The 23,431-nt window shown below is 72.8% G+C and carries 19 protein-coding genes; 7 read left to right on the top strand and 12 right to left on the bottom strand.

Features of this window, described 5'->3' with window-relative positions:
- The first annotated feature begins 34 nt into the window (after positions 1 to 34).
- Both AC0OO9_RS16290 and AC0OO9_RS16285 read left to right on the top strand, forming a co-directional pair.
- A complete protein-coding gene (locus AC0OO9_RS16290) occupies positions 35 to 406 on the top strand; it encodes a hypothetical protein (protein ID WP_151455005.1) in 372 nt (123 codons plus the stop codon).
- The gene (locus AC0OO9_RS16285; protein WP_484510992.1) at positions 406 to 1,734 is read left to right on the top strand and encodes a hypothetical protein; all 1,329 of its coding nucleotides are present in this window, start codon (positions 406 to 408) and stop codon (positions 1,732 to 1,734) included. The genes AC0OO9_RS16290 and AC0OO9_RS16285 overlap by 1 nt, the downstream gene beginning before the upstream one ends.
- Positions 1,735 to 1,914: 180 nt before the next feature.
- Here AC0OO9_RS16285 and ccsB read toward each other — a convergent pair whose 3' ends face one another.
- The 6 genes from ccsB to hemL are packed head-to-tail and all read right to left on the bottom strand — an operon-like array spanning position 1,915 to position 7,991.
- Positions 1,915 to 2,892: a c-type cytochrome biogenesis protein CcsB gene (ccsB, locus tag AC0OO9_RS16280; RefSeq protein ID WP_484510991.1), complete on the bottom strand. Its 978-nt coding sequence runs from the start codon at positions 2,890 to 2,892 to the stop codon at positions 1,915 to 1,917.
- Entirely contained in the window at positions 2,892 to 4,556 is a 1,665-nt protein-coding gene (gene resB, locus AC0OO9_RS16275; protein WP_484510990.1) for a cytochrome c biogenesis protein ResB, read from the bottom strand. The genes ccsB and resB overlap by 1 nt, the downstream gene beginning before the upstream one ends.
- A complete protein-coding gene (locus AC0OO9_RS16270) occupies positions 4,556 to 5,425 on the bottom strand; it encodes a cytochrome c biogenesis CcdA family protein (RefSeq protein WP_484510989.1) in 870 nt (289 codons plus the stop codon). Before AC0OO9_RS16270 ends, resB begins: the two co-directional genes overlap by 1 nt.
- Positions 5,425 to 6,000: a TlpA family protein disulfide reductase gene (locus AC0OO9_RS16265; protein ID WP_421456871.1), complete on the bottom strand. Its 576-nt coding sequence runs from the start codon at positions 5,998 to 6,000 to the stop codon at positions 5,425 to 5,427. The genes AC0OO9_RS16270 and AC0OO9_RS16265 overlap by 1 nt, the downstream gene beginning before the upstream one ends.
- Entirely contained in the window at positions 6,000 to 6,647 is a 648-nt protein-coding gene (locus AC0OO9_RS16260; RefSeq protein ID WP_421456870.1) for a histidine phosphatase family protein, read from the bottom strand. Before AC0OO9_RS16260 ends, AC0OO9_RS16265 begins: the two co-directional genes overlap by 1 nt.
- Before the next feature lie 6 nt (positions 6,648 to 6,653).
- Positions 6,654 to 7,991, bottom strand: a complete 1,338-nt coding sequence (gene hemL, locus AC0OO9_RS16255) for a glutamate-1-semialdehyde 2,1-aminomutase (RefSeq protein ID WP_484510988.1) — start codon at positions 7,989 to 7,991, stop codon at positions 6,654 to 6,656.
- Between the two features lie 342 nt (positions 7,992 to 8,333).
- Between hemL and AC0OO9_RS16250 the strand changes: the two genes are divergently transcribed.
- Positions 8,334 to 8,669 carry an STAS domain-containing protein gene (locus AC0OO9_RS16250; RefSeq protein ID WP_121397135.1) on the top strand — a complete coding sequence of 112 codons (336 nt, stop codon included), beginning with the start codon at positions 8,334 to 8,336 and terminating at the stop codon, positions 8,667 to 8,669.
- 171 nt (positions 8,670 to 8,840) lie between these two features.
- On the opposite strand, the gene AC0OO9_RS16245 is transcribed toward AC0OO9_RS16250, so the two are convergent.
- Together AC0OO9_RS16245 and AC0OO9_RS16240 are read right to left on the bottom strand one after the other, a co-directional pair.
- A complete protein-coding gene (locus tag AC0OO9_RS16245) occupies positions 8,841 to 9,395 on the bottom strand; it encodes a response regulator (protein ID WP_151455014.1) in 555 nt (184 codons plus the stop codon).
- Positions 9,392 to 13,759, bottom strand: coding sequence for a HAMP domain-containing protein (locus AC0OO9_RS16240; RefSeq protein ID WP_132232224.1), 4,368 nt, complete (start codon positions 13,757 to 13,759; stop codon positions 9,392 to 9,394). Before AC0OO9_RS16240 ends, AC0OO9_RS16245 begins: the two co-directional genes overlap by 4 nt.
- A gap of 275 nt (positions 13,760 to 14,034) precedes the next feature.
- Here AC0OO9_RS16240 and AC0OO9_RS16235 point away from each other — a divergent pair, with 275 nt between their 5' ends.
- The gene (locus AC0OO9_RS16235) at positions 14,035 to 16,110 is read left to right on the top strand and encodes a SpoIIE family protein phosphatase (protein WP_484510987.1); all 2,076 of its coding nucleotides are present in this window, start codon (positions 14,035 to 14,037) and stop codon (positions 16,108 to 16,110) included.
- Positions 16,111 to 16,270: 160 nt separating this feature from the next.
- Positions 16,271 to 16,702 (top strand): hypothetical protein, encoded by a 432-nt coding sequence (locus AC0OO9_RS16230; RefSeq protein WP_484510986.1) that lies wholly within the window; start codon positions 16,271 to 16,273, stop codon positions 16,700 to 16,702.
- A 64-nt stretch (positions 16,703 to 16,766) separates the two neighbouring features.
- Here AC0OO9_RS16230 and AC0OO9_RS16225 read toward each other — a convergent pair whose 3' ends face one another.
- Positions 16,767 to 18,116 (bottom strand): FAD-binding oxidoreductase, encoded by a 1,350-nt coding sequence (locus AC0OO9_RS16225; RefSeq protein WP_311412210.1) that lies wholly within the window; start codon positions 18,114 to 18,116, stop codon positions 16,767 to 16,769.
- Positions 18,117 to 18,206: 90 nt separating this feature from the next.
- Here AC0OO9_RS16225 and AC0OO9_RS16220 point away from each other — a divergent pair, with 90 nt between their 5' ends.
- Positions 18,207 to 20,303 carry a S9 family peptidase gene (locus AC0OO9_RS16220; RefSeq protein WP_484510985.1) on the top strand — a complete coding sequence of 699 codons (2,097 nt, stop codon included), beginning with the start codon at positions 18,207 to 18,209 and terminating at the stop codon, positions 20,301 to 20,303.
- An 89-nt stretch (positions 20,304 to 20,392) separates the two neighbouring features.
- On the opposite strand, the gene AC0OO9_RS16215 is transcribed toward AC0OO9_RS16220, so the two are convergent.
- Genes AC0OO9_RS16215 through AC0OO9_RS16205 form a run of 3 tightly spaced genes read right to left on the bottom strand, consistent with a single transcriptional unit; the run spans position 20,393 to position 22,387 of the window.
- Positions 20,393 to 21,334 (bottom strand): threonine ammonia-lyase, encoded by a 942-nt coding sequence (locus AC0OO9_RS16215; protein WP_484510984.1) that lies wholly within the window; start codon positions 21,332 to 21,334, stop codon positions 20,393 to 20,395.
- A gap of 29 nt (positions 21,335 to 21,363) precedes the next feature.
- Positions 21,364 to 21,801, bottom strand: coding sequence for a VOC family protein (locus AC0OO9_RS16210; RefSeq protein ID WP_484510983.1), 438 nt, complete (start codon positions 21,799 to 21,801; stop codon positions 21,364 to 21,366).
- A gap of 1 nt (position 21,802) precedes the next feature.
- Positions 21,803 to 22,387, bottom strand: a complete 585-nt coding sequence (locus tag AC0OO9_RS16205; RefSeq protein WP_484510982.1) for a DinB family protein — start codon at positions 22,385 to 22,387, stop codon at positions 21,803 to 21,805.
- Between the two features lie 61 nt (positions 22,388 to 22,448).
- Here AC0OO9_RS16205 and AC0OO9_RS16200 point away from each other — a divergent pair, with 61 nt between their 5' ends.
- Entirely contained in the window at positions 22,449 to 23,408 is a 960-nt protein-coding gene (locus tag AC0OO9_RS16200) for a helix-turn-helix transcriptional regulator (protein WP_484510981.1), read from the top strand.
- Positions 23,409 to 23,431 lie beyond the last annotated feature (23 nt).

Here is a 23,431-nt window from a genome sequence, read left to right as displayed (position 1 = left end):
AACATTTTCCATCGAAGCAAGATGGGGGTGACGGTTGGCGATGGCCACCTTCAATCAGCAGAACCAGCGCGTGGATCAGCAGTTCAACGCCGAAACCATCGATCTGCGGAACAGCACCTTCGAACGTCTGCCCGACAACGCCGGCCAGACGGAACTCGTCCCTCGGCTGGAGGCCGTCCTGAGGGCGGTGGAACAGGCCACGGCCAGCGGCGCCCTCGACCCGCAGGTCGGCCGCACCGTCGTCGACGACCTGCACGGCGCCCGCCGGAGCCTGACCCGCGACGACCAACGCGAGGCCTCGCGACGGCTGCGGCGGGCCATCGAGGTGTTGCAGGCGGCGGCGCCGCTGGCGGTGATCGGCGGGGCGATGGCGACCATCTGGAACTCGTTGGGCGGGGCTTCCTGATGACCACCTTCGACCAGCACGGCCAGCGCGTCTTCGGCGCCCAGATCAACGCCGACAACGTGCACATCAACAAGTCCGACGGGCCGCAGCAGCTGATGGCCTACGGGCGGCGGGCCGTCGCCGAACGGCTGTACAAGAGGGCGGCCGAATACTTCACCGAGGCGATCGCCAAGGGGGCGAAGGGCTCCGACCCGCACTACTACCTGGCCCTCGCGCTCCTCGGCGGCAGACGGCCCAGCCGGATGGGTCGCGAGGCGCAGCAGGTGATGGTCCGGGTGGAGGAGCACCTGGGCAGGGCACTCCAGATCGACCCCGCCGCGGCACACGTCCGCGCCCTCTGGGCGGCCGTCAAGCACGACCACTACGCCGACCGCCACGACCCCGGCCCGTCCGTCGCCGACATCGAGGCCGGAGCCGGCGACATCGACCCGGTGCACGCGGCCGAGATCGCCCCCTTCCTCGGCAACCGCGAGAACCGGCTGTGGCAGGCCACCGTCGCCGTGGCGCAGGCCGGCATCGAGGAACGCAAGCCGAACGTACGCAAGTACTTCGTCCGCACGCCCGTGCCGCCCGCGACCGGTGGCGCGCAGGCCATGATGGTCGCCGGTGGCATCGGGTTGGTCCTCGCGCTGATCCTCGTGATCGCGTCGTTGTCGGAGTCGGGTTACCTCTGCCTGGCGGTGCTCGTGGGTGTGGGCGGCCTCGTCCTGCTGGTCAAGGGATTCGGCCAGTACAACACGCTCACCTCGGCGTACGAGCGTGACCTGGCGGCGGCCGAGCCGAAGCCGAGCGACGAGCAGATGGACGTGTGGCTGCACTTCGACAAGTTCGGAGTCCTCGATCACGCCCTCCGGCACCTCGACCGCGAACTGGACGATCTGATCTGCGAGCCGCAACTCGTCATCGGTCCCGCCTCGCCCACCGAACAGGCGGTGGGAAAGGACGGCATCCGTCGGTTCTCGCGGTACAAGTTCGTCATCCTGCTCCTCGGACAGACCCGCATCTCGGTCTTCTCCTGCGAGTGGGACTTCGTCAAGTGCATCGTGTCGAACGCCGACGCCTTCGACTTCCGCTACAAGGACATCACCGGCCTGCGAATGCGGCAGTTGCACGAGGCGACGCACGGCAGCCGACTGGTGATGACCGGCGACGACGGCAAGGAGATGGAGGTACGGTTCGCCAAGATATTCGAGATGATCATCGCGGGTACGGACCGGATCGCGGTGACCATCGACGTCCAGGCGCAGAACGCCGGCGCCGGGTTGCAGCCCACGGGGGCCACCGCCACCGAACGGCTCGTCCGGCGGCAGTTGGACGACGCGGCCTGACCGCCCGGTCGCGGCTGCTCGGTCTCGCGCCTACGTGCCGGAGTAGAGCCGGTCAGGATCGACCAGCACCACACGCCCGCTGGTAGGACCAGGTGGGGCCGGCCCCGCAGCCGGCCCCACCTGCCTTCGCCGATGGCGAGCAGCGGGCGCGGACCGTCCCCGAGCGGTTGCCGGGTCGGCTCAGTCCAGGCCGCCGTAGGAGTGCAGGCCCTCGAAGAAGATGTTCACGCCGAAGAGGTTCATCAGCATGGTGAGGAAGCCGACGACGGCGAGCCAGGTCGCGACGTTCCGCTTCACGCTCGGCGTGGCCCGGGCGTGCAGGTAGCCGGCGTAGATCACCCAGGAGATGAACGACCAGGTCTCCTTCGGGTCCCAGCCCCACGGCCGCCCCCAGGCCGCCTCGGCCCAGATCGCCCCGGCGATCACCGCGAAGGTGAAGACCGGGAACGCGAAGGCGTGCAGCACGAAGGTCAGCCGCTCCAGCGCCGCCGCCGCCGGCAGCCGCTTCGCCAGCGTGTACGGGAAGCTGCGCCGACCCTGCTCGTAGCCGGAGCGCATCAGGAACGCCACCGCCGGCACCGCGCCCAGCAGGAAGATGCCGGAGGCGAAGACGATCGTCGAGACGTGGATGACGAACCAGTACGAGTTGAGCGCCGGCACCAGCGGCACGATCGGGGTGTAGAGCACCAGCTCGGCGGTCGCCACCAGCAGCACCATCACCAGCGACATGAACAGCCCGAGGCGGCGCAGCTGCGGCCGCTTCCAGAGCACCACCAGCCAGGCGGCGACCCCGATCCAGGTGCCCGTGAGCACGAACTCGTACATGTTGCCCCAGGGCATCCGGTCCGCGGCGAGACCGCGCGTGACCAGCGCCCCCAGGTGCAGCAGCGCCCCGAGCGCGGTGGCCGCGACGGCGACCAGGCCACCCAACCGGGCGCGTCGGGCCGTACGCTCGGCCGCCGCCGCGCCGGTGTCGACGGGCGCGTCGGGAGTGCTGCCCCCGGCCGCGCCGACGCCGGCGCCGACCAGCTCGCGGGCGGGTGCCGCGGCCATCCGGGCGCGGGAGTTGCCCAGCGCGTACTCGACGGCGTGGCTGATCATCGCGATCAGGTACGCCAGGATCGCGAACGACACCAGCTGGTCGGAGAGTGCGGACATCACTCGGCTCCTTCTCGCGCTCCGGCCCGGTCGCCGCCGTCGCGGTCGACACCGGCCTCCTCGTCCGACCGCCCGTCGCCGCCGATGGCGGCCACGAGCTGCGCGAACTCGTCGGCGAACCCGGGATGGTCGGTGCGCGGCAGGCCACCGGCCTCGACCAAACTACTACCGCTCGTCGGAGATCCACTCGTGGGGTCGGCGGCACCGGCCGGCAGCACCCGGAAGAAGACCCGGCGACGCCGCCCGAACAGCGAGCCCATCAGCCCGACCAGCAGGACGGCGGAGCTGACCAGCAGCAGCGTCGAGCCGGGGTCGTACCGGACCGACAGCGTGATGTACGGCACGGTGCCCAGGAACTCGAGCGTGGTGCCGTCGTCCAGCTTCCAGCTCTCGCCCTTGCGGAGCAGCTTGGTGCCGACCTCCTTGACCTTGCCGGCCTCCACCTGCCGCTGGTCCAGCTCGTAGACCGAGCCGGGGATGCCGGCGTCCATGCCCAGGTTGCCCCGGTAGGCGACGAGGTTCAGCGCCGGATTCCGCTCGGTCGGGTACTCGGAGCGGGCGAACGGCGCGGCGGCCGGCGCCGTCGGCAGGTAGATACCGGAGAAGGCCATCTGCGTGTTCGCGTCCCGCTCACCCGTGGCCGGGTCCACGTTGATGTCCGGGAACGCCGCCAGCCCCTCGCTGGTCAGCCCGACGTCGCCGGTCGTCAGGAACGGGAAGTTGCTGGTCTGGGACTGGCCGAACCGGTCGGTGTAGCGGATCACCGGGGCATAGCCGTGACCGAGCAGGTAGACGTTCGCGCCGTCGAGGCGCAGCGGGGAGTTGACCGAGAAGTTGGCCTGCCGCCGCTCGCCGTCGGCCTCGTCCACGGTCACCCTGGCGTCGAAGAACTCCGGCTGGCCGGACTCCAGGAACCGGGCGTCGAAGTCGTCGAGCTGGATGCAGAAGCCCGGCAGGTCGGCGCTGCTGACGCGGGGGCCGAGCTTGCTCTCGGCGTACTGCTGGCGGGTGTTGCAGAACGCGTTGTCCTTGCCGGCCACCAGCAGCTTGTTGCCGCTCCAGCCGTACCAGGAGCCGAGCGCGACGCCGACCAGCACGAGCACCAACGAGCTGTGGAAGAGCAGGTTGCCGGTCTCCTTGAGGTAACCCTTCTCGGCGGAGACCTCGTCGCCACGGACCACCACCCGCCAGCGCCGCCGGCGCAGCACCTCCGCGATCGCCGCCGCGCCCCCCTCGGGCGCGGACAGCACGGTGTGCTGCGGCAGCCGGTCCAGCCGCCTCGGCGCGGCCGGCGGCTTCGACCGCAGCGCCCGCACGTGGTCGCGCAGCCGGGGCGTGATGCAGCCGATCAGCGAGGTGAAGAGCAGCACGTAGATCGCGGAGAACCAGACCGAGCCGAACGCCTCGAAGGCGCCGATCCGGTCCAGCACCGGGGCCAGGTCGGGGTGCGCGGTGAAGTAGTCCCGCACGTCCTCCGGGTTGACCCCGCGCTGCGGCAGCACCGAGCCGGGAATGGCGGCCACCGCGAGCAGGAAGAGCAACACCAGGGCCGTACGCATGCTGGTGAGCTGCCGCCACGAGTTGCGCAGCAGGGCCAGCAGGCGGTTGGGCCGGCGCCGTGGGGTCTCGGCCGGCGGTGCCGGCCGCTCGTCGACGGCGGTCATCAGATGCTCACCTCGCCCACCCCGACGGTGGTCTGCAACCAGATCACGAAGTTCGTCCAGCCGCCGGTGACCAGCGCGAGGCCGATCAGGATCAGCAGCGCCCCGCCCACCCGGGTGACCCAGCGGCTGTTGCGCCGGACCGCGCGGAACACCCCGAGCAGCCGCTCGAAGCCCAGCCCGAAGACGACGAACGGTATCCCCAGCCCGAGGCAGTACGCCACGGCGAGCACCGCGGCCCGGTCGGTCTGCCCGCCGACGGCGGCCATGCCGATCACCGCGCCGAGGGTCGGGCCGACGCAGGGCACCCAGCTGAGCGCGAAGACCGCGCCGAAGACCGGCGCGCCGAGCAGCCCGGCGGCGGGCAGCCGCTGGAAACGGAACTCCCGCTGCAACCCCGGGACCAGCCCCACGTAGCTCAGCCCGAGCACGACGATCAGCGCGCCGATGACGATCTCCAGCGTCCGCTCGTACTCGAAGAAGACCCGGCCGACGCTGGCGAAGAGGATCGCGGTGGCGGTGAAGACGACGGTGAAGCCCGCGATGAAGAGCAGCGTGCCGGCGAGCACCCGGCCCTTGACCGCGGCCCTCGTCGGTTCGGTGCGCTCCCGCACCGCCACCCCGCCCTCACCGCCCTCGGTGTGAGGAAGGGGCCCTTCCGCTACCGAATCCGTTGACGGAAGGCCCTTCCCGACCTGCCGGCGGCGGGTTTCGAGGTCGGCGCCGGCGAGGCCGGTGACGTACGACAGGTAGCCCGGCACCAGCGGGAGCACGCACGGGGAGAGGAAGCTGACCAGCCCCGCGAGCGCCGCCGCGCCGATGGCGAGCAGCAGCGGACCCGACTGGGCGAGTTCGGAGAACGTCTCGCCCATCAGCGGGAACCGTTGGGGGCGGGCTTCTCGGCCGCGATCCGCTCGACGATGGGCTGGAGGCCCTCCTGCTTCACCGCGGCGCGGATCACCACAGCGATCCGGCCGTCCCGGTCCAGCACGACGGTGGCCGGGATGGTGTTCGGCGGGATGTCCAGGGCCAGCGCCAGCCGGCTCGGCGGGTCGAAGAGGCTCGGGTAGGTGACCTTGAAGCTCTCCTCGAAGGCGAGCGCCTTGTCCCGCTGGTCCTGGATGTTGATGCCCAGGAAGGTCACCCCGGAGGCCTTCGTGGCCTGGTACGTGTTCTCCAGGTCGTCCGCCTCCGCCCGGCACGGCGCGCACCACGAGCCCCAAAAGTTGACCACCACGACCTGGCCGCGGTCCCTCGCCACGTCGTGGCTGCCGCCGGTGAGCAGCTCACCGGCGAGCTTCGGGGCGGCCGAGCGCTGGTCGGGGGCGCACTCGATGATGCCGCCGGAGTTGTCGCACGCCTCCTCGCCGTCGCGCGACGAGCAGCCGGCCAGCGCCACCGTCACGACGGCGGCGAGCAGACCCGCGGTCAACCTCCGGGCGTTCATCAGGCCCCCTTGGCCGTCCTGGCTGTCGGCGACATCGCGATCAGGTGCGCGGCCGGCTCGGAGTAGCCGATGCCGACCACCTTGGCGCCGTCGAAGTGGAAGGAGGTGAGGCTGGCGAGCCCGCACTGGCGCTTGCGCGGGTCGTGCCAGAGCCGCTTGCGCTCGACGTGGCGGCGCAGCGTCCAGATCGGCAGCTGGTGGGAGACCAGCACGGCCTCGCGCCCCTCTGCGGCAACCCGGGCGGCGTGCAGGGCGGCGAACATCCGCTCTGCGATGGCCCGGTACGCCTCGCCCCAGGACGGGGTGACCGGGTCCCGCAGCACCCACCAGTTACGCGGGTCGCGGAACGAGCCGTCGCCGGGGGACACCTTCTTGCCCTCGAACCAGTTGGCGCTCTCGATGAGCCGCTCGTCCACGCCGACCGGCAGCCCGAACTGCCCGGCGATGGGCTCGGCCGTCTGCTGGGCGCGCTCCAGCGGGCTGGCCACCACGTGCACGACCTCCCGCTCGGCCAGCCCCTGCGCGGCGGCCTTGGCCATCTGCACGCCGAGCTCGGAGAGCCGGAAGCCCGGCAGCCGGCCGTAGAGGATGCCGTCCGGGTTGTGTACCTCGCCGTGCCGCAGCACGTGGACCACCGTCTTGCTCACCGTAAGCTACCCCCCGTGACCGGCCGCTGCCGCAGCGTTGGCCGCCACCGGCAGGGCGGCGGCGATCTGCTCCAGAGCGGCGTCGTCCAGCGCCGCAGACACGAACCACGCCTCGAACGCGCTCGGCGGCAGGTAGACGCCGCCCGCGAGCATCGCGTGGAAGAACGCCTTGAACGCCGGCACCTGCTGGGTGCGGGCGCTGTCGTAGTCGACCACGTCGGCGTCGGTGAAGAAGACCGAGAACATGTTTCCCGCGTACGACAGCCGGTGCGGGACCCCGGCGGCGGCCAGCGCGTCCGCGGCGAGCCTGCCCACGACGGCGGCCGTGTCGTCGAGCCTGCGGTAGAGCGCGTCGTCGGCCAGCCGCAGGGTGGCCAGGCCGGCGGCGCAGGCCAGCGGGTTACCGGAGAGGGTGCCGGCCTGGTAGACCGGGCCGGCGGGGGCCAGTCGCTCCATGATCTCCGCGCGCCCGCCGAACGCCGCGGCCGGCAGCCCACCACCCATGACCTTGCCGTACGTCCACAGGTCGGCGTCGGATGGGTCGAGGCCGTGCCAGCCGGCGCGGGAGACCCGGAACCCGGTCATCACCTCGTCGACGATGAGCAGCGCCCCGTGCGCGTGCGCGATCCGGGCGAGCTGGGAGTTGAAGCCGTCGCGCGGGGCGACCACGCCCATGTTGCCGGCGGCGGCCTCGGTGATGATCGCGGCGATGTGCTGACCCTCGGCGGCGAACGCCTGCTCCACGGCGGCGACGTCGTTGTACGGCAGCACGATCGTGTCGCCCGCCGCCGCCCCGGTCACCCCCGGCGAGTCGGGCAGACCGAGGGTGGCCACCCCCGAGCCGGCGGCGGCCAGCAGGCCGTCGGAGTGCCCGTGGTAGCAACCGGAGAACTTGACGATCCGGGAGCGGCCGGTGAAGCCGCGCGCCAGCCGGATCGCCGACATCGTGGCCTCGGTGCCGGAGTTGACCAGCCGGACCTGCTCGACCGGCGTGCGGTCGACGATCTCGGCGGCCAGCTCGACCTCGCCCGGGGTGGGGGTGCCGAAGCTGGTGCCCCGGGTCGCGGCCGACCTGATCGCGTCCACGACCTCCGGGTGCGCGTGACCGAGGATCAGCGGGCCCCAGGAGGAGACCAGGTCGACGTAGCGCCGGTCGTCGGCGTCGTAGAGCCAGGGCCCCTCCCCCCGGACCATGAAGCGCGGCGTGCCGCCGACGGCACGGAACGCGCGCACGGGAGAGTTCACCCCGCCGGGCACGATGGCCTTGGCGCGGTCGAACAGGGCCTCGGAGGCCGGTGCTTCGGCCGGGTAGCGGCCGGATCCGGCGGGAAACATATCGGTCACGATGCCGCCATTGTGTCAGCGTCGGGCGGCGAATCGGCAGGCACCCCGTACCGGGGTTACCAGGCTCACCCGGGCCGGCCCTGACCGCCGTCCCGGCGGCGTCACGTCCGGCAGCCCGGGGCATCCCCGTTCCCGACGCCCTGGGAGCGCCTCCGGTCCTGCCGTGCGGGCGTTTCCTGCTCCCACGGCGCGAGGCGTGTCCGCTCCCGGGTGTGCGGGACGGGCCGCTGTCGCCCTGGTGCGGGGGCGCTCCCGTGCGCGGGAGCGCGGTCGCCGCGCCCGGCCGGGTCGACCGCCAGCGCTCGACGGGCCGGGTGGCCCGGATCGCGCTAGGCTGACCCGGTGGATCGTGCCGAACTGTCCATCACGCTACACCGGACGGGCGACGAAGCTGTGCTTCGCCTGGCCGGTGAGATCGACATGCTCACGGCCGCCCAGCTGTCGACCGTCGTCAACGAGGTCCTCGCCGACCCGCCGCCGCGCATCGTGCTCGACCTCGGCGGGGTCACCTTCTGCGACTCACAGGGCCTGGGCACCCTCGTCGTACTCAGCCGCAAGGCCAGCCACGCGCAGAGCCTGCTGATCCTGACCAACGTCGGCGACTTCCTGCTCCGCGTCCTGGACATCACCGGCCTGCGCAGCGCCCTGATGATCCGCAACGACCAGACCACGGGCTGACTCAACCGCCCGGCCCTGCCCTTCCCCGCCCGGCCCTGCCTTCCTGGTGTTGATCATGAGGTTAGCCCGGACAATCCGGCCATTCCACACAGCTAACCTCATGATCACCGGACGGAACCCCGGGGCGGGAGCCCAGGGGGACCGGGCCGGGCGGTGGGGTGGGTGGGTGGGTCAGGGGGTGTTGCCCCAGCGGGCCTGTTCCAGGAGCTGCACCGCGCGGTCGCGGGAATCCTGATCGTCGAGGCGCAGCATCGCGGTGGCCTCGTCGACCGCGTCGGTCAGCACCCGCAGCTGCGCGTCCCGGTCCCGCACCAGATCCGACTGGGCGGCGAGCTGCCGGGTCTTCACCCACAGCTCGACGAAGACCGACACCTTGGCCCGCAGCACCCACGGGTCGAACGGCTTGGTCAGGTAGTCGACCGCGCCGACCGCGTAACCGCGCAGCGCGAGCTGGGCGTCCCGGTCGGCGGCGGTGAGGAAGATGATCGGCACGTGCCGCGTACGCTCGCGGCGCTTGATGTGACTGGCCGTCTCGAAGCCGTCCATGTCCGGCATCTGGGCGTCCAGCAGGATCACCGCGAAGTCGTCGACCAGCAGCTGCTTCAGGGCCGCCTCGCCGCTCTCCACGGCGACGGACTGGACCGGCAGGCCCTGGAGAATCGCCTCCAGTGCCATCAGGTTCTCCCGGCGGTCGTCCACCAGCAGCGCCTTTGCCATCTGGGTCACGAACTCTCCTCGGTTCGGCTGCCGCTGATCCAGGACGACATGAGTTCGATCAACTCGTCCAGGTCGACGGGCTTGGTGATGTAGTCACTTCCCCCGGCCGCCAGCGCCGACTCGCGGTCGCCGGGCATGGCCTTGGCGGTCAGGAAGACGATCGGCAGGTCGGCGAACCGGTGGTTGCGCCTGATCTGTCGGGTCGTCTCGTATCCGTCCTGATCGGGCATCATCGCATCCATCAGGACGATGTCCACCTCCGGATGCTCGGCCAGCAGGCGGACGCCGTCCGCCCCGTTGTCCGAGTACAACACGGTCAGGCCGTGCAGTTCCAACGCGCTGGTCAGCGCGAAGACGTTCCGGACGTCGTCGTCGACGATCAGCACGGTGGTGCCCTCCAGCCGCCGGGTGGCCGGCGTGGAGGCCGGCTCGGGCAGCTCCGGCGGGGGCATGAGCAGCGAGGACGGCAGCCCGGCCCGCGCCGGTGACGGCGGCAGCGGCGCGACCACCGCGTCCGGGGCGAGCACGTCCGGTACGAAGAGGGTGAACGTCGAGCCCTGGCCGGGTGCCGACGCCACCACGATGCTGCCGCCCAGCAGCCGGGCCAGGTCCCGGCTGATCGAAAGCCCCAGCCCCGTACCGCCGTAGCGACGGCTGGTGGTGCCGTCGGCCTGCTGGAACGCCTCGAAGATCAGCGACAGCTTGTCGTCGGAGATGCCGATGCCGGTGTCGACCACGGTGAACGCGATGACCTGCTGCGCGTTGGTCAGGGCCGGCACGTCGAAGACCGCGTTGTCGGGCGCCGGCGCGATCCGCAGCGTCACCGCCCCGTTGTCGGTGAACTTGACCGCGTTGGAGAGCAGGTTGCGCAGGATCTGCTGGAGTCGCTGGGCGTCGGTGACCAGCGCCTCCGGCAGGTCCTTGCTGATCCGTACCTGGAAGTCCAGGCCCTTCTCCTCGGCCTGTGGCGCGAACGCCTGCTCCACGTACCCGCGGATCTCGTCGAACCGGACGGCGGTGGGCTCGACGTCCATCCGCCCCGCCTCGATCTTGGACAGGTCCAGGATGTCGTCGATCAGCGACAGCAGGTCGGAGCCGGCGCCGTGGATCGTCCGGGCGAACTCGATCTGCTTCGGCGTGAGGTTCTGCTCCGAGTTCTCGGCCAGCAGCCGGGCCAACAGCAGCAGCGAGTTCAGCGGCGTACGCAGCTCGTGGCTCATGTTGGCCAGGAACTCCGACTTGTACGCCGACGCCCGCGTGAGCTGCTGGGCCTTCTCCTCCAGGCCGAGGCGGGCCAGCTCGATCTCCCGGTTCTTCGTCTCGATGTTGCCCTTCTGCTCCGAGAGCAGCTGCGCCTTGTCCTCCAGCTCGGCGTTGGTGCGCTGGAGTTCCGCCGACTGCTCCTGCATCTCGTGGGCGAGCCGCTGCGACTGCGCGAGCAGTTCCTCCGTACGCCGGTTGGCCTGGATGGTGTTGACGGCGACGCCGGTGGTGAGCACGAGCCGCTCCAGGAACGACAGGTGCAGCTCGGAGAAGGCCGCCACGCTGGCGAACTCGATGACCCCGAGCAGCTCGCCCTCGAAGAGCACGGGCAGTACGACCAGGTCGGCCGGCGGGGTCTCGGCCAGCCCGGAGCGGAGCATCAGCTTGCTGTCCGGCACCCCGCCCATCCGGATGGTGCGGCGGGACAGGGCGGCCTGCCCGACCAGCCCCTCGCCGGGGCCGAAGGTGACCTCGTGCCCCCGGGCGACGTAGCCGTAGGAGGCGGTCAACCGCAGCCGCATCACGCCCTCGGACGTGTCCGCCAGGAAGAACGCGCCGAGCTGCGCGTCGACCAGCGGGGTCACCTCCATCATGATCATGCGGCAGACCTCGCCGAGGTCGCGCTGCCCCTGGAGGAGCCCGCCGATCCGGGCCAGGTTCGAGTCGAGCCAGCCCTGCTCGGCGTTCTTCTTGGTCGTCTCCCGGAGGGTGACGATCATCTGGTTGATGTTGTCCTTCAGCTCGGCGACCTCGCCCTGCGCCTTGACCGCGATCCGCTGGGTCAGGTCGCCCCGGGTCACCGAGGTGGAGACCTGCGCGATGGCGCGCAGCTGGGTGGTGAGGGTCGAGGCGAGCTGGTTGACGTTCTCGGTGAGGTCCCGCCACGTGCCGGAGACGCCCTTGACCTGGGCCTGGCCGCCGAGCTTGCCCTCGCTGCCGACCTCGCGCGCGACCCGGGTGACCTCGTCGGCGAACGACGAGAGCTGGTCCACCATCGTGTTGACCGTGGACTTCAGCTCCAGGATCTCGCCCTGGGCGTCGACCGTGATCTTCTGCGACAGGTCACCCTTCGCCACGGCCGTGGTGACCGAGGCGATGTTGCGCACCTGCGACGTCAGGTTCGACGCCATCGAGTTCACGTTGTCGGTCAGGTCCCGCCACGTGCCCGAGACGCCCTTGACCTGGGCCTGACCGCCGAGCTTGCCCTCCGTGCCCACCTCGCGCGCGACGCGCGTGACCTCGTCGGCGAACGACGACAGCTGGTCCACCATCGTGTTCACCGTCGACTTCAGCTCCAGGATCTCGCCCCGGGCATCAACGGTGATCTTCTGCGACAGGTCACCCTTCGCCACGGCCGTGGAGACCTGGGCGATGTTCCGCACCTGGGCGGTGAGGTTCGAGGCCATCGAGTTCACGTTGTCGGTCAGGTCCCGCCAGGTGCCGGCGACGCCCCGCACCTGGGCCTGACCGCCGAGCTTGCCCTCCGTGCCCACCTCGCGGGCCACCCGCGTCACCTCGTCGGCGAACGACGAGAGCTGGTCCACCATCGTGTTGACCGTGGACTTCAGCTCCAGGATCTCGCCCCGGGCGTCGACCGTGATCTTCTGCGACAGGTCGCCCTTCGCCACGGCCGTGGTGACCGAGGCGATGTTGCGCACCTGCGACGTCAGGTTCGACGCCATCGAGTTCACGTTGTCGGTCAGGTCCCGCCACGTACCCGAGACGCCCTTGACCTGGGCCTGGCCGCCGAGCTTGCCCTCCGTGCCCACCTCGCGCGCGACGCGCGTGACCTCGTCGGCGAACGACGACAGCTGGTCCACCATCGTGTTGACGGTGTTCTTCAGCTCCAGGATCTCGCCCTGGGCGTCGACCGTGATCTTCTGCGACAGGTCGCCCTTCGCCACCGCGGTGGAGACCTGGGAGATGTTGCGCACCTGGCTGGTCAGGTTGCCGGCGAGCTGGTTGACGTTCTCGGTGAGGTCCCGCCAGGTGCCGGAGACGCCGCGCACCTGGGCCTGGCCGCCCAGCTTGCCCTCGATGCCCACCTCACGCGCGACCCGCGTGACCTCGTCGGCGAACGACGACAGCTGGTCCACCATCGTGTTGACGGTGTCCTTCAACTCCAGGATCTCGCCCTGCGCCGCCACGGTGATCTTCTGCGACAGGTCGCCCCGGGCCACCGCCGTGGAGACCTGGGCGATGTTGCGCACCTGGGCGGTCAGGTTCGACGCCATCGAGTTGACGCTGTCGGTCAGGTCCTTCCACGTGCCGGCCACGTTCGGCACGTCGGCCTGCCCGCCGAGCTTGCCCTCGGTGCCCACCTCGCGGGCCACCCGGGTCACCTGCTCGGCGAAGAGCCGCAGGGTGTCGGTGAGGTAGTTCATCGTGTCGGCCAGCTCGGCGACCTCGCCACGCGCGCTGACCGTGATCTTCTGCGACAGGTCGCCCTTGGCCACCGCCGTCGCCACCTGGGAGATCGACCGCACCTGGCCGGTCAGGTTCGACGCCATGGTGTTCACCGAGTCGGTGAGGTCCTTCCAGGTGCCGGCGACGCCGCGCACGTCGGCCTGGCCGCCGAGCTTGCCCTCGGTGCCCACCTCCCGGGCGACGCGGGTGACCTCGTTCGAGAAGGACGAGAGCTGGTCGACCATCGTGTTGACCGTGCGGCCGATGCGCAGGTACTCACCGCGCAGCGGCCGGCCGTCGATCTCCAGCGCCATGTGCTGGGAGAGGTCGCCGTCGGCTACCGCGACGATGACCCGGGCGATCTCGGTGGTCGGCCGGCCCAGGTCGTCGATGAGCGAGTTGACCGCCCGCTGCCCCTCCGCCCAGGAGCCGTCCAGCCCCTCGTCGTCCAGGCGCTCGGTGAGCCGGCCGTCCCGGCCCACGATCCGGCTGATCCGCCGCAGGTCGAGGTACTGCTGCTCCTGGAGCGACACGACCTCGTTGAAGGCGTCCGCGACCTCACCGGCGCGGCCGGCCCGGCGGGGCAGCCGCACCTTCAGGTCGCCCCCGCGCACCCGCCGCAGCGCCTCGGTCAGCTCGCCGAGGAGCGCCTCGTGGTCGGGCGCGGACTGGTCCACGGTCGCCGACTGTTTCGTGGTCATCATTCCTCGCTCAGCTCGGGGCCACCGGCTCCTGCCGACACCGGCCATGCCCCCATTGTGCCCGTGGCCCCGTCCGCGCCACGCCCACGCGCCCGACCCCGCCCCCGGGCCTCCGCCCCCCGGCGCCGATCATGCAGTTGTGGTGCCTGACGGATCGGGTCGAAAGCCGTCGATCGCCCACCACAAATGCATGATCGACGAGGCGGGAGGGTGGGGCGGGGGGCGCCCGTCCGGGGATCGGCTTGGCACCCGCACGGGTGGCGGTGGAGGATACGGGGGTGTCAGCGGAGACGGGGCCCGCGGCGACCGGGGGCCGAGACGAGCACGTCCGGCGCGTCCGGCTCCCCGCAGACCGGCGTACGCCGGCCGCCGCGCGGGCCCTCGTGCGGTCCGTCCTCACCGAGGCCCACCTGGACCAACTGGCCAACGAGGCCATGCTGCTCACCACCGAACTCTCCACCAACGCGGTGGAGCACGCCCGCACCGAACTGGACGTCGAGGTGGTCGCCGACCCGGTCGGGATCACCGTCACCGTGTCCGATTTCGCCGCCGGCCCGGTCGAGGAGCTGACCGTCGGGGTCCGCAACGACGCCACCGACATCGACGAGGTCTCCGAGCGCGGCCGGGGGCTGCTGCTGGTCGACCACTTCGCCAGCCGCTGGGGCACCACCTACCTGCCCACCGGCAAGGGGGTGTGGTTCCGGCTGGACCTGCCCGGCCCGGCCACGGGCAACCGGCACGCGCGGATGCCCGGCGCGGCGACCGCCGGCGGCGGCGCACCGGCGACCCCGGAGAGCTCTGCGCCGAGCGCCGGGGCCATGAGCGAGCTGATGCAGACCACCCCCGACCCGTACGCCGAGGATCCGCTGCCCGACTTCGCGACCAGCCTGCTCACCCGGGTAGCGGAGATGGTCGGCGCGGCGGGCGGGGTCGTGCGGCTGGACCGGGGGGACGGGCAGGGCACCCAGGTGCTGGCCCGGTACGGCCGCCAGCCCCGGACCGGCAACGAGCTGCTCCGGGTGGCGCTGGCCGTGCACCGGCCCTACACCGGTGAACTGGTGCTGGACGCGGCACCGTCGGCGTACGCGCGACCGCTGGCCGTGCTGATGGCCGAGCGGCTCTCGCTGCACCTGGAGAACGACCGGCTGCGCCGGGCGGACGTCCGCCGGCAGGCCTGGCTGACCTTCCTCGCCGAGGCCAGCGAGCTGCTCGCGCAGTCGCTGGACGTCGAGTTGACCATGGCGCTCGTCCCCCAGCTCGTGGTGCCCCGGCTCGGGCAGTGGTGCGCGGTCCACACGACCGACGAGTGGGGCCGGCTCCGCCTCGCGGCAGCCAGCCACGCCGACGAGTCGGTGCTGCCCCAGCTGCACCAGGTGCTCGCGGAGACCGGCCCGGACTCGGTCCAGGCCCGGCTGCGCGAGGCGTCGCGCAACGGCACCCAGATGCCGCTCGGCGCGCCGATGGAGGGCTTCGCCGTCCCGCTGATCGCGCGGGGCCAGCGGCTGGGCACCCTGGCCGTCGGCCGGCACCAGCGGCACCGGCACGACCCGGACGAGGTCGCCGTGCTGGAGGACGTCGCCCGGCGGGCGGCGCTGGCGATCGAGAACGCCCGGATCCACGCCGAGCGCCGGCGCGTCGCGCACACCCTCCAGCAGTCGCTGCTGCCGCCGGTGCTGCCCGTGGTCGAGAGCATCGGCTTCGCCGCCGAGTACGTCCCGACCGGCGGCGACGTCGATGTCGGCGGCGACTTCTACGACGTGGTGCCCCTGCCGGACGGCCGCTGGCTGGTGGTGATCGGCGACGTCTCGGGCAAGGGGGTGCAGGCGGCGACGGTCACCGGCCTGGTCCGCGACGTCATCCGGGTGCTGGTGGGCGACGGCAAGCCGCTGCCGGAGGCGCTGGCCCGGGTCAACGAGACGCTGCTCGAGCGGGGCGGCGGGCGCTACTGCACGCTGGCCCTGGCGGCGGTCGGCCCCGGCGACGGCGACCGGCTCGACGTCTCCCTGCACCTCGCCGGCCACGACCGGCCGGTGCTGCTGCCCGCCGGCGGTGGCGCGCGTTTCGTCGGCACCGGCGGCACCGCCCTCGGCCTGCTCGACTCGATCGCCTCCCCGACGGCCGAGGTGCCGCTCGCCCCGGGGGACTCGCTGGTCTTCTACACCGACGGGGTCACCGAGCGGCGGCGCGGCCGGGAGCTGTTCGGCACCGACCGGCTGCGCGACGCCGCCGCCCCGCTGGCCGGCTACCCGGCCGACGTGATCGCGGCCCGGCTCCGCTCGACGGCGATCGGCTTCTCGGCCGAGGCGCCCCGCGACGACATCGCCATCCTGGTGCTCCGCAACGACGCGACCTGAGCAGCGGTGGCCGGGCCGGCACGGGTCGCGGCACCGTCGACGCGAGGGGCCGGCACGCCGCGATCGGGCCGGACGATCGCGGCGGCGGGCACCGGTGCGGACGGCCGGTCGAGCAGGCGGACCGGCCGGCGCCGCCGGACGAGTTGGCTAGGCTGACCGCATGTCGAGCACCGTCGATGCACCCGCCGAGCGTCCGCCGCTGCTGCGCAGCACCGTCGCCGCCCAGTCGGCGCTCACCGCCGCCTTCGTCGTCGTCCTCGCGCTCTGGGTCGGCCGGATGGCCGCCGCCGGGGTCGGCCCCGAGGAGATGCGCAGCGGGGCGTACGACCCGAAGGACGTGGTGCCGTTCGGCCTGAGCGGAGCGAACCCCCTCATCTGGCTGTACGGCGCGGTGTCGCTGCTCTACCTCGCCGGCCTGGTCGCCGGGCCGCTGCTGGCGGTCCACGCCGTGGTCCTGCTGGTCCGGGACCGGTCGGCCATGTCCCGCCGCACGTGGCGGATGCTGCTCGCCCTGACCCTGGGCGCGGTGGTCGTGGCCGCGAGCCGTTTCACGCCGGTCGGCGCCGGCCTGCACCGCTGGTGGATGGACTGAGCCGCGCGCGACCCCGGCCACGCCGCCCTTCCGCCCCGCTCGCGCCCGGAGCTGGCCGGAGCGGTCAGAGGCCGCCCGGGAGGCGGCCCGGGGCGAGGCGGCGGTGGGGATCGAGGTGTTCCTTGGCCGCGCGCAGCCGGGCCAGCCCGGCCAGCTCGCCCCAGAGGTCGACGGCCCGCCGGACGGCCGCCGGCGCGGAGACCACCACGCACCGGCCCTGCCGGGCGAGGAGCACGCCACGGACGGCGGCCAGGATCGACGCCACCCGGTCGGGGGACATGGCAGCGGGCAGGGCCGCGTGCACCACGCCGAGGCCGGCGGAGCCGCGCACCGGGACGGGGCCGCCGGCGGCGTCCCGCAGCGCGTAGACGGCGGCGTGCAGGTCGGCGATCGGCACCTCGATGCGCAGCGCCGTGTCGCCCGGGCCGAACGGATAGCGCCGCCACCACTCGGGCGCGGCGTGGCTGGCGGCAGCGCCCGGGCCGAGGAGCGCGACGAGCCGGTCGGCGCGCTCGGCGACGTCGGCCGGGCCGCCCTCCAGCAGCACCACCAACCGCCCGGCGCCGGCCGGGCCGCCGCGGACGCGCCCCGCCATGGACGGGTGCGCGGCCATCGCGGCGGCCCGGCTGCCCTGGCGCGGCCGGGGTCCCGCGCCGGCCGGCAGGTCCAGCTCGACCGCCGCCGGGTCGAGGCGCGCGGCGAGCACGGTGCGGACCAGGTCGTGCACCTCCAGCGGGGTCCACACCGGTCGGCTGACCCAGATCCGGCCGGCCGGGACGGCCTGCACCCGCAAAGTCGCGGAGACCAGCACGCCGAGCGCCCCCTGCGAGCCGCAGAGCAGCCGGGCCAGCTCCAGCCCGGCCGCGCCGCCCCCGGCGTCGACGAGCTCGCCGTCGGCGTCGAGGTAGCGCACCCGGACGAGCTGGTCGCAGGGGCTGCCGTGGCGGTGCCGCAGCGGTCCCGCCTCGCCGGCGGCGAGCACGCCGCCGAGGGTGGCCCCGGGCGAGGGGGCGTCGAGCGCCAGGCGCTGCCCGGTGCGGTCCAGAGTGGCCTGCACCGCGCGCAGCGGGGTGCCCGCCCCCACCTCGGTGGTGGGCGCGCCGACCGGCTCGTGCCCGATCCCGGCCAGCCGGCCGGTGTCGAGCATGATGTCGACCCGGTCGGGGGCGGCACCCCAGTCGATCTTCGTGCCGGCGCCGCGCGGCACCACCGTCAGGTCGTGCCGGGCGGCGAGCCGCAGCACCTCGGCCGCCGCGCGCGGACCGCCCGGGACGGCCACCCAGCGGGCCGGGCGGCCGGCCACCTCGTCGGCGGGGCCGGCGAAGCGGGCGAACGGCGGGCCGCAGATCTCCGTCAACCGCCGCGTGATGTCGAGGGCTCCGGGCCGGTCCGTGGAACTCGCTGCAGCCGCCATGCCGGCCATCGTACACATGTTCGAAAGGTGTGGCGGCGGGTCGCTGACGAGGCCGCGCGGCGGGCGGGGCGCGGCCGGTAACGTGACGCCGTGACCACCGAGACCCCCGTGCCCACGGCGAAGCGGGTGCCCAGCGAGCGCACCCACCACGGCGACACCGTCGTCGACGAGTACGCCTGGCTCACCGCCAAGGACGACCCGGAGACGATCGCCTACCTGACCGCCGAGAACGCGTACACCGAGGCCCGGACGGCGCACCTCGAAGGGCTGCGCGCCGACCTGTTCGAGGAGATCCGCCGGCGCACCCAGGAGACCGACCTGTCGGTGCCCGGCCGCAAGGGCGGCTACTGGTACTACACCAGGACGGTCGAGGGCCAGCAGTACGGCGTGCAGTGCCGCCGGGCGGTCCGCGACGGCGAGACCGAGCCCCCGGTCAGCGCGGACGGCGCGCCGCTCGACGGCGAGGAGGTGCTGCTCGACGGCAACCTGCTCGCCGAGGGGCACGACTTCTTCGCGCTCGGCGCGTTCGACGTCAGCCCGGACGGGCGGTGGCTGGCCTACTCCACGGACTTCTCCGGCGACGAGCGGTTCACGCTGCGGGTCAAGGACCTGTCCACCGGCGAGCTGCTGCCCGACGAGGTGCCCGACACGTTCTACGGCACCGCCTGGTCCACCGACGCCTCCGTGCTGTTCTACGTGACGGTGGACGAGACGTGGCGTCCGAACCGGGTCTGGCGGCACACCCTGGGCACGGCGTCCACCGAGGACGTGGTGGTCTACCAGGAGGACGACGAGCGGTTCTGGGTCGGCGTGGAGCTGAGCCGCTCGGAGCGGTTCGTCCTCATCGACGTGCACAGCAAGATCACCAGTGAGGTGCTGGTGATCCCGGCCGGCAACCCGACCGGCGCGCCGGCGTCCGTGGCGCCCCGGCGGCAGGGCGTCGAATACACCGTCGAGCACCACGGGCACCGCTTCCTGATCCTGCACAACGACGGCGCGGAGGACTTCGCGCTGGCGTACACCTCGGCGGACGCGCCCGGCGACTGGGTGCCGCTCATCGAGCACTCCCCCGGCACCCGGCTGGAGGCCGTCGACGCCTTCGCCGACCACCTGGTCGTCTCGCTGCGCACCAACGGGCTGACCGGGCTGCGGGTGCTGCCCGTCGGCGGCGGCGACGCCTTCGACATCGACTTCCCGGAGCCGCTCTACAGCGTCGGCCTGCACGACAACCCGGAGTACCGCACCGGGCAGATCCGGCTCCGCTACGCCTCGCTCGTCACCCCCGACTCGGTCTACGACTACGACCTGGTCACCCGGCAGATGGTGCTGCGCCGGCAGAAGCCGGTGAAGCCCGGGCCGGACGGGCGGGCGTACGACCCGGCCGACTACGAGCAGCACCGCGACTGGGCGCTCGCCGACGACGGGACCCGGGTGCCGGTCTCGCTGGTCTGCCGGGCCGGCACGCCGAAGGACGGCTCCGCCCCCTGCGTGATCTACGGCTACGGCTCGTACGAGGCGAGCATGGACCCGTGGTTCTCCGTCGCCCGGCTCTCCCTGCTGGACCGGGGCGTCATCTTCGCCGTCGCGCACACCCGGGGCGGCGGCGAGCTGGGCCGCAGCTGGTACGACCAGGGCAAGCTGCTGGCCAAGAAGAACACGTTCACCGACTTCGTGGCCTGCGCCCGACACCTGGTCAAGGCGGGCTGGACGACCAGCGACCGGCTCGTGGCCCGGGGCGCCTCGGCCGGTGGGCTGCTGATGGGGGCGGTCGCCAACATCGCCCCTGACGCGTTCGCCGGGATCGTCGCGCAGGTGCCCTTCGTGGACGCGCTCACCTCGATCCTCGACCCGTCGCTGCCGCTGACCGTCACCGAGTGGGAGGAGTGGGGCAACCCGCTGGCCGACCCGGAGGTCTACGCCTACATGAAGTCCTACACGCCGTACGAGAACGTGCGGGCCGTGGACTATCCGGCGATCCTCGCGGTGACCAGCCTCAACGACACCCGGGTGCTCTACCACGAGCCGGCGAAGTGGATCGCCCGGCTGCGGGCGGTCGCCCCGCAGGGCGACTACCTGCTGAAGACCGAGATGGGCGCCGGCCACGGCGGCCCCAGCGGCCGTTACGACTCCTGGCGCGAGGAGGCGTTCGTCAACGCCTGGATCCTCGACCGCCTCGGCCGCGCCTGACCTGCAGGTCAGGAAGGGCACCTTCTTGACGGATTATGCATAGGAAGGTGCCCTTCCTGACGCCTCAGCGCAGGACGCCCGTCGCCCGCTCAGCGCAGGACGCCCGCAAGCACCGCCGGGTCGACGTTGCCGCCGGTGACCACGGCGACCGTACGGCCGGGCGGCAGCTCGGCGGCGCGGAACAGCCGAGCGGCCACGGCCACCGCGCCGCTCGGTTCCACGACCAGGCGGGCGTCGGAGAGCAGCCGACCCATCGCGGCGCGGATCTCCTCCTCGGTCACGGTGACGATGCGGTCGAGCCGGGCCCGCAGGTGGGCGAGGGTCAGCTCGGACGGCGGCAGGCGCAGCCCGTCGGCCATCGTCCGGTAGGTGCGCTCCTCGCCCCACACCACCACCGACCCGGCCGCCAGCGACTCCCGCGCGTCGGCGGCGAGTTCCGGCTCGACGCCGATCACCGTCGCCGCCGGGCGCAGGGCGGTGACCGCGGTCGCGACGCCGGAGGAGAGCCCGCCGCCGCCCACGGGCACCAGCACCACGTCGACGTCGGGCAGGTCCTCGACGATCTCCAGCCCGACCGTGCCCTGCCCGGCGATGACGCGCCGGTCGTCGAAGGGCGGCACCAGCACCGCACCCGTCGTCGCGGCGATCCGCTCCGCCTCCGGCCCGCGTCGCGGCGGCGGCACCAGCAGCACCTCGACGCCCAGCGCCCGGATCCGGTCCACCTTCGCGGCCGGGGCGCCCTCGGGCACCACGATCCGGCACGGCACCCCGGCCGCGCGGGCCGCGTACGCCAGGGCCAGGCCGTGGTTGCCGGAGGAGTGGGTGACCACACCGCGCGCCCGCTCCTCGGGCGTCAGCCGGGCGACCGCGTGGGTCGCGCCGCGCAGCTTGAAGGACCCCACCGGTTGCAGGCTCTCCGGCTTGAGCCACAGCTCCGGATCCCACCCGGTGCGCAGCAGCGGGGTACGCGACACGGTGCCCGCGATGTCGGCGGCGGCGGTTCGGACGTCGTCGATCGAGACCAGCTCCATCGGCCCATCCTGCCCGATCGCGCGGCCGGTCAGTCGAGGCAGAACTCGTTGCCCTCGGGGTCGGCCATCACGATGTGCCCGGCGCCGAGCGGTGGCTCGGGCTCGTGGCGCCGCAGCCGGGTGGCGCCGCGGGACACGAGCCGCTCGGCCTCCGCCTCCAGGGCCGCCATCCGCGCGTCACCCTCAAGGCCGGGGGCGGCCCGCACGTCGAGGTGTACGCGGTTCTTGGCCTGTTTCCCCTCCGGTACCCGTTGGAAGAACAGCCGTGGCCGGGCGCCCTCGGGGTCGACCAGCCCCGAGGCGTCGTTGCGGTTCTCGGGCGGCACGCCCATCGCCTCCAGTGCCTGCTCCCACGACTCGAAGCCTCCGGGCGGGGCCTGCAACCGGTAGCCGAGGACGTCGGCCCAGAACGCCGCCAGCCCGGCCGGGTCGGCGCAGTCGAAAGTGATCTGGACGTCGCGCGCCATCTCAGCTCGCCTCCTGTCGGGTCTGCCCATGAGTGTGCAGGTGGAGGTCGCGCAGCAGGCACACTTCGGCCAGATGGTGGATCATCTCGCGGTTGATGTGCAGCACCAGCTCCGCCAGGGAACGCTCGGCGTACGGCCCCTCGGCCTTTCCGCAGCGCCGGGCGAGGCCGCTCTCGCCGAGGGACTCGACCCCGGCCTGCCAGGCGGCGTACTCCGTGTCGAGCTGGTCGAGCGCCTCGGTCGCGGTCGCGGCGTACTCGAACGACTCGTAGTCGGTGGGCACGCGACCGAAGTGCGTGGCGTTGCGCATCGCGAGCACGCCGACGATCACGTGCCCGAGTCGCCAGGCGATCGTCGTGAACGGTGCCGGGTCGGGTATCGGCATCGCGAAGTCGATGGTCATCGCGCCGGCCCCCGCCCGCACGGGCGCGGTACCGGTGCCGCGCGGGCGCACGTTCCAGCAGCCGGCTACCGGCTCCCAGAAGTACTCGTCGTCGGTGAGCCCGTCGAGGCGGTCGCGCAACTGGTTGGCCCAGTGCCAGGCGAGCTGGTCACGGAGCAGGGGGTTCCAGGTCTGGTCGGTCATGGCCCCAGCCTCCCGTAGATAGCGGACAGGATCGTTCCGTTATCCGTGCAACGATGAGCGGGTGACTGTGGAGGCGACGACCGAGCGGGTGCTGCGTCTGCTGGCGCTGTTGCAGCGGCGGCCGTCCTGGACCGCCACCGAGCTGGCCGCCGAGCTGGGGGTCACCGACCGCTGCGTACGCCGCGACGTGGAGCGGCTGCGCGCGATCGGCTACCCCGTGCACGCGACGGCGGGCGTCGGCGGCGGCTACCAGCTCGGCGCGGGCACCCGGCTGCCGCCGCTGCTCCTCGACGACGAGGAGGCGATCGCGACGGCGGTCTCCCTGCGGTTGGCGTCGGGAGGCACGGTCGCCGGGGCGGGCGAGGCGGCCCTGCGGGCCCTCACGAAGCTCGACCAGGTGATGCCGGCCCGGCTGCGCGCCGAGGTGCGGGCGGTGCACGGCGCCACCGCGACCCTCGTCGGCCCCGGGGTCGAGATCGACGGGGAGCTGCTGGTGACGCTCGCGCGGTCCTGCCGCGACGCCGTACGGGTCCGGTTCCGCTACGCCGGCCGCGACGGCGGGGAGCACGAGCGGACGGTCGAGCCGGTGCGGATGGTCACCACCGGCCGCCGCTGGTACCTGATGGCCTGGGATGTCGACCGCGCCGACTGGCGCACCTTCCGGCTGGACCGGATGCGCGAGGTGACGGCGACGACCTGGCGCTTCCAGGCGAGGGAGCATCCGGATCCGGTCGCCTACGTGCAGCGGTCCGTGACCGGGGCGCCGTACCGCTATCTCGCCCGGGTGCGGGTACGCGCCCACCCCGACCAGGTGCGGAAGCTGGTGCCGCCCCAGGTGGGGCGCGTCGAGGACGATCGCGACGGGTGGTGCGTGCTCGCCATCGGCGGGGACGACCTGGACTGGCTGGCCATGCACGCGGCCCGGCTGGGCTTCGAGGCGGAGGTGCTGGAGCCTCCGGAGCTGCGGGAGTCCGTCGTCCTGCTCGCCCGCCGCCTCGCGGCGATGGCCGGCACCGGCTGACCAGCAGCACCTAGACTGCCCGG

The organism is Micromonospora sp. USAFONa4 (assembly GCF_057197825.1).
Note: the sequence above shows the minus strand (reverse complement) of the source record. Positions and strands in the feature narration are given on the sequence as shown.

Coding starts and splice junctions, on each gene's coding strand:
- AC0OO9_RS16210 (WP_484510983.1), bottom strand. CDS start 21,801: ATGGCGCGCGACGTCCAGATCACTTTCGACTGCGCCGACCCGGCCGGG.
- resB (WP_484510990.1), bottom strand. CDS start 4,556: ATGACCGCCGTCGACGAGCGGCCGGCACCGCCGGCCGAGACCCCACGG.
- AC0OO9_RS16270 (WP_484510989.1), bottom strand. CDS start 5,425: ATGGGCGAGACGTTCTCCGAACTCGCCCAGTCGGGTCCGCTGCTGCTC.
- AC0OO9_RS16225 (WP_311412210.1), bottom strand. CDS start 18,116: ATGGCGGCTGCAGCGAGTTCCACGGACCGGCCCGGAGCCCTCGACATC.
- AC0OO9_RS16215 (WP_484510984.1), bottom strand. CDS start 21,334: ATGGAGCTGGTCTCGATCGACGACGTCCGAACCGCCGCCGCCGACATC.
- AC0OO9_RS16285 (WP_484510992.1), top strand. CDS start 406: ATGACCACCTTCGACCAGCACGGCCAGCGCGTCTTCGGCGCCCAGATC.
- AC0OO9_RS16230 (WP_484510986.1), top strand. CDS start 16,271: ATGTCGAGCACCGTCGATGCACCCGCCGAGCGTCCGCCGCTGCTGCGC.
- AC0OO9_RS16265 (WP_421456871.1), bottom strand. CDS start 6,000: ATGAACGCCCGGAGGTTGACCGCGGGTCTGCTCGCCGCCGTCGTGACG.
- AC0OO9_RS16205 (WP_484510982.1), bottom strand. CDS start 22,387: ATGACCGACCAGACCTGGAACCCCCTGCTCCGTGACCAGCTCGCCTGG.
- ccsB (WP_484510991.1), bottom strand. CDS start 2,892: ATGTCCGCACTCTCCGACCAGCTGGTGTCGTTCGCGATCCTGGCGTAC.
- AC0OO9_RS16240 (WP_132232224.1), bottom strand. CDS start 13,759: ATGATGACCACGAAACAGTCGGCGACCGTGGACCAGTCCGCGCCCGAC.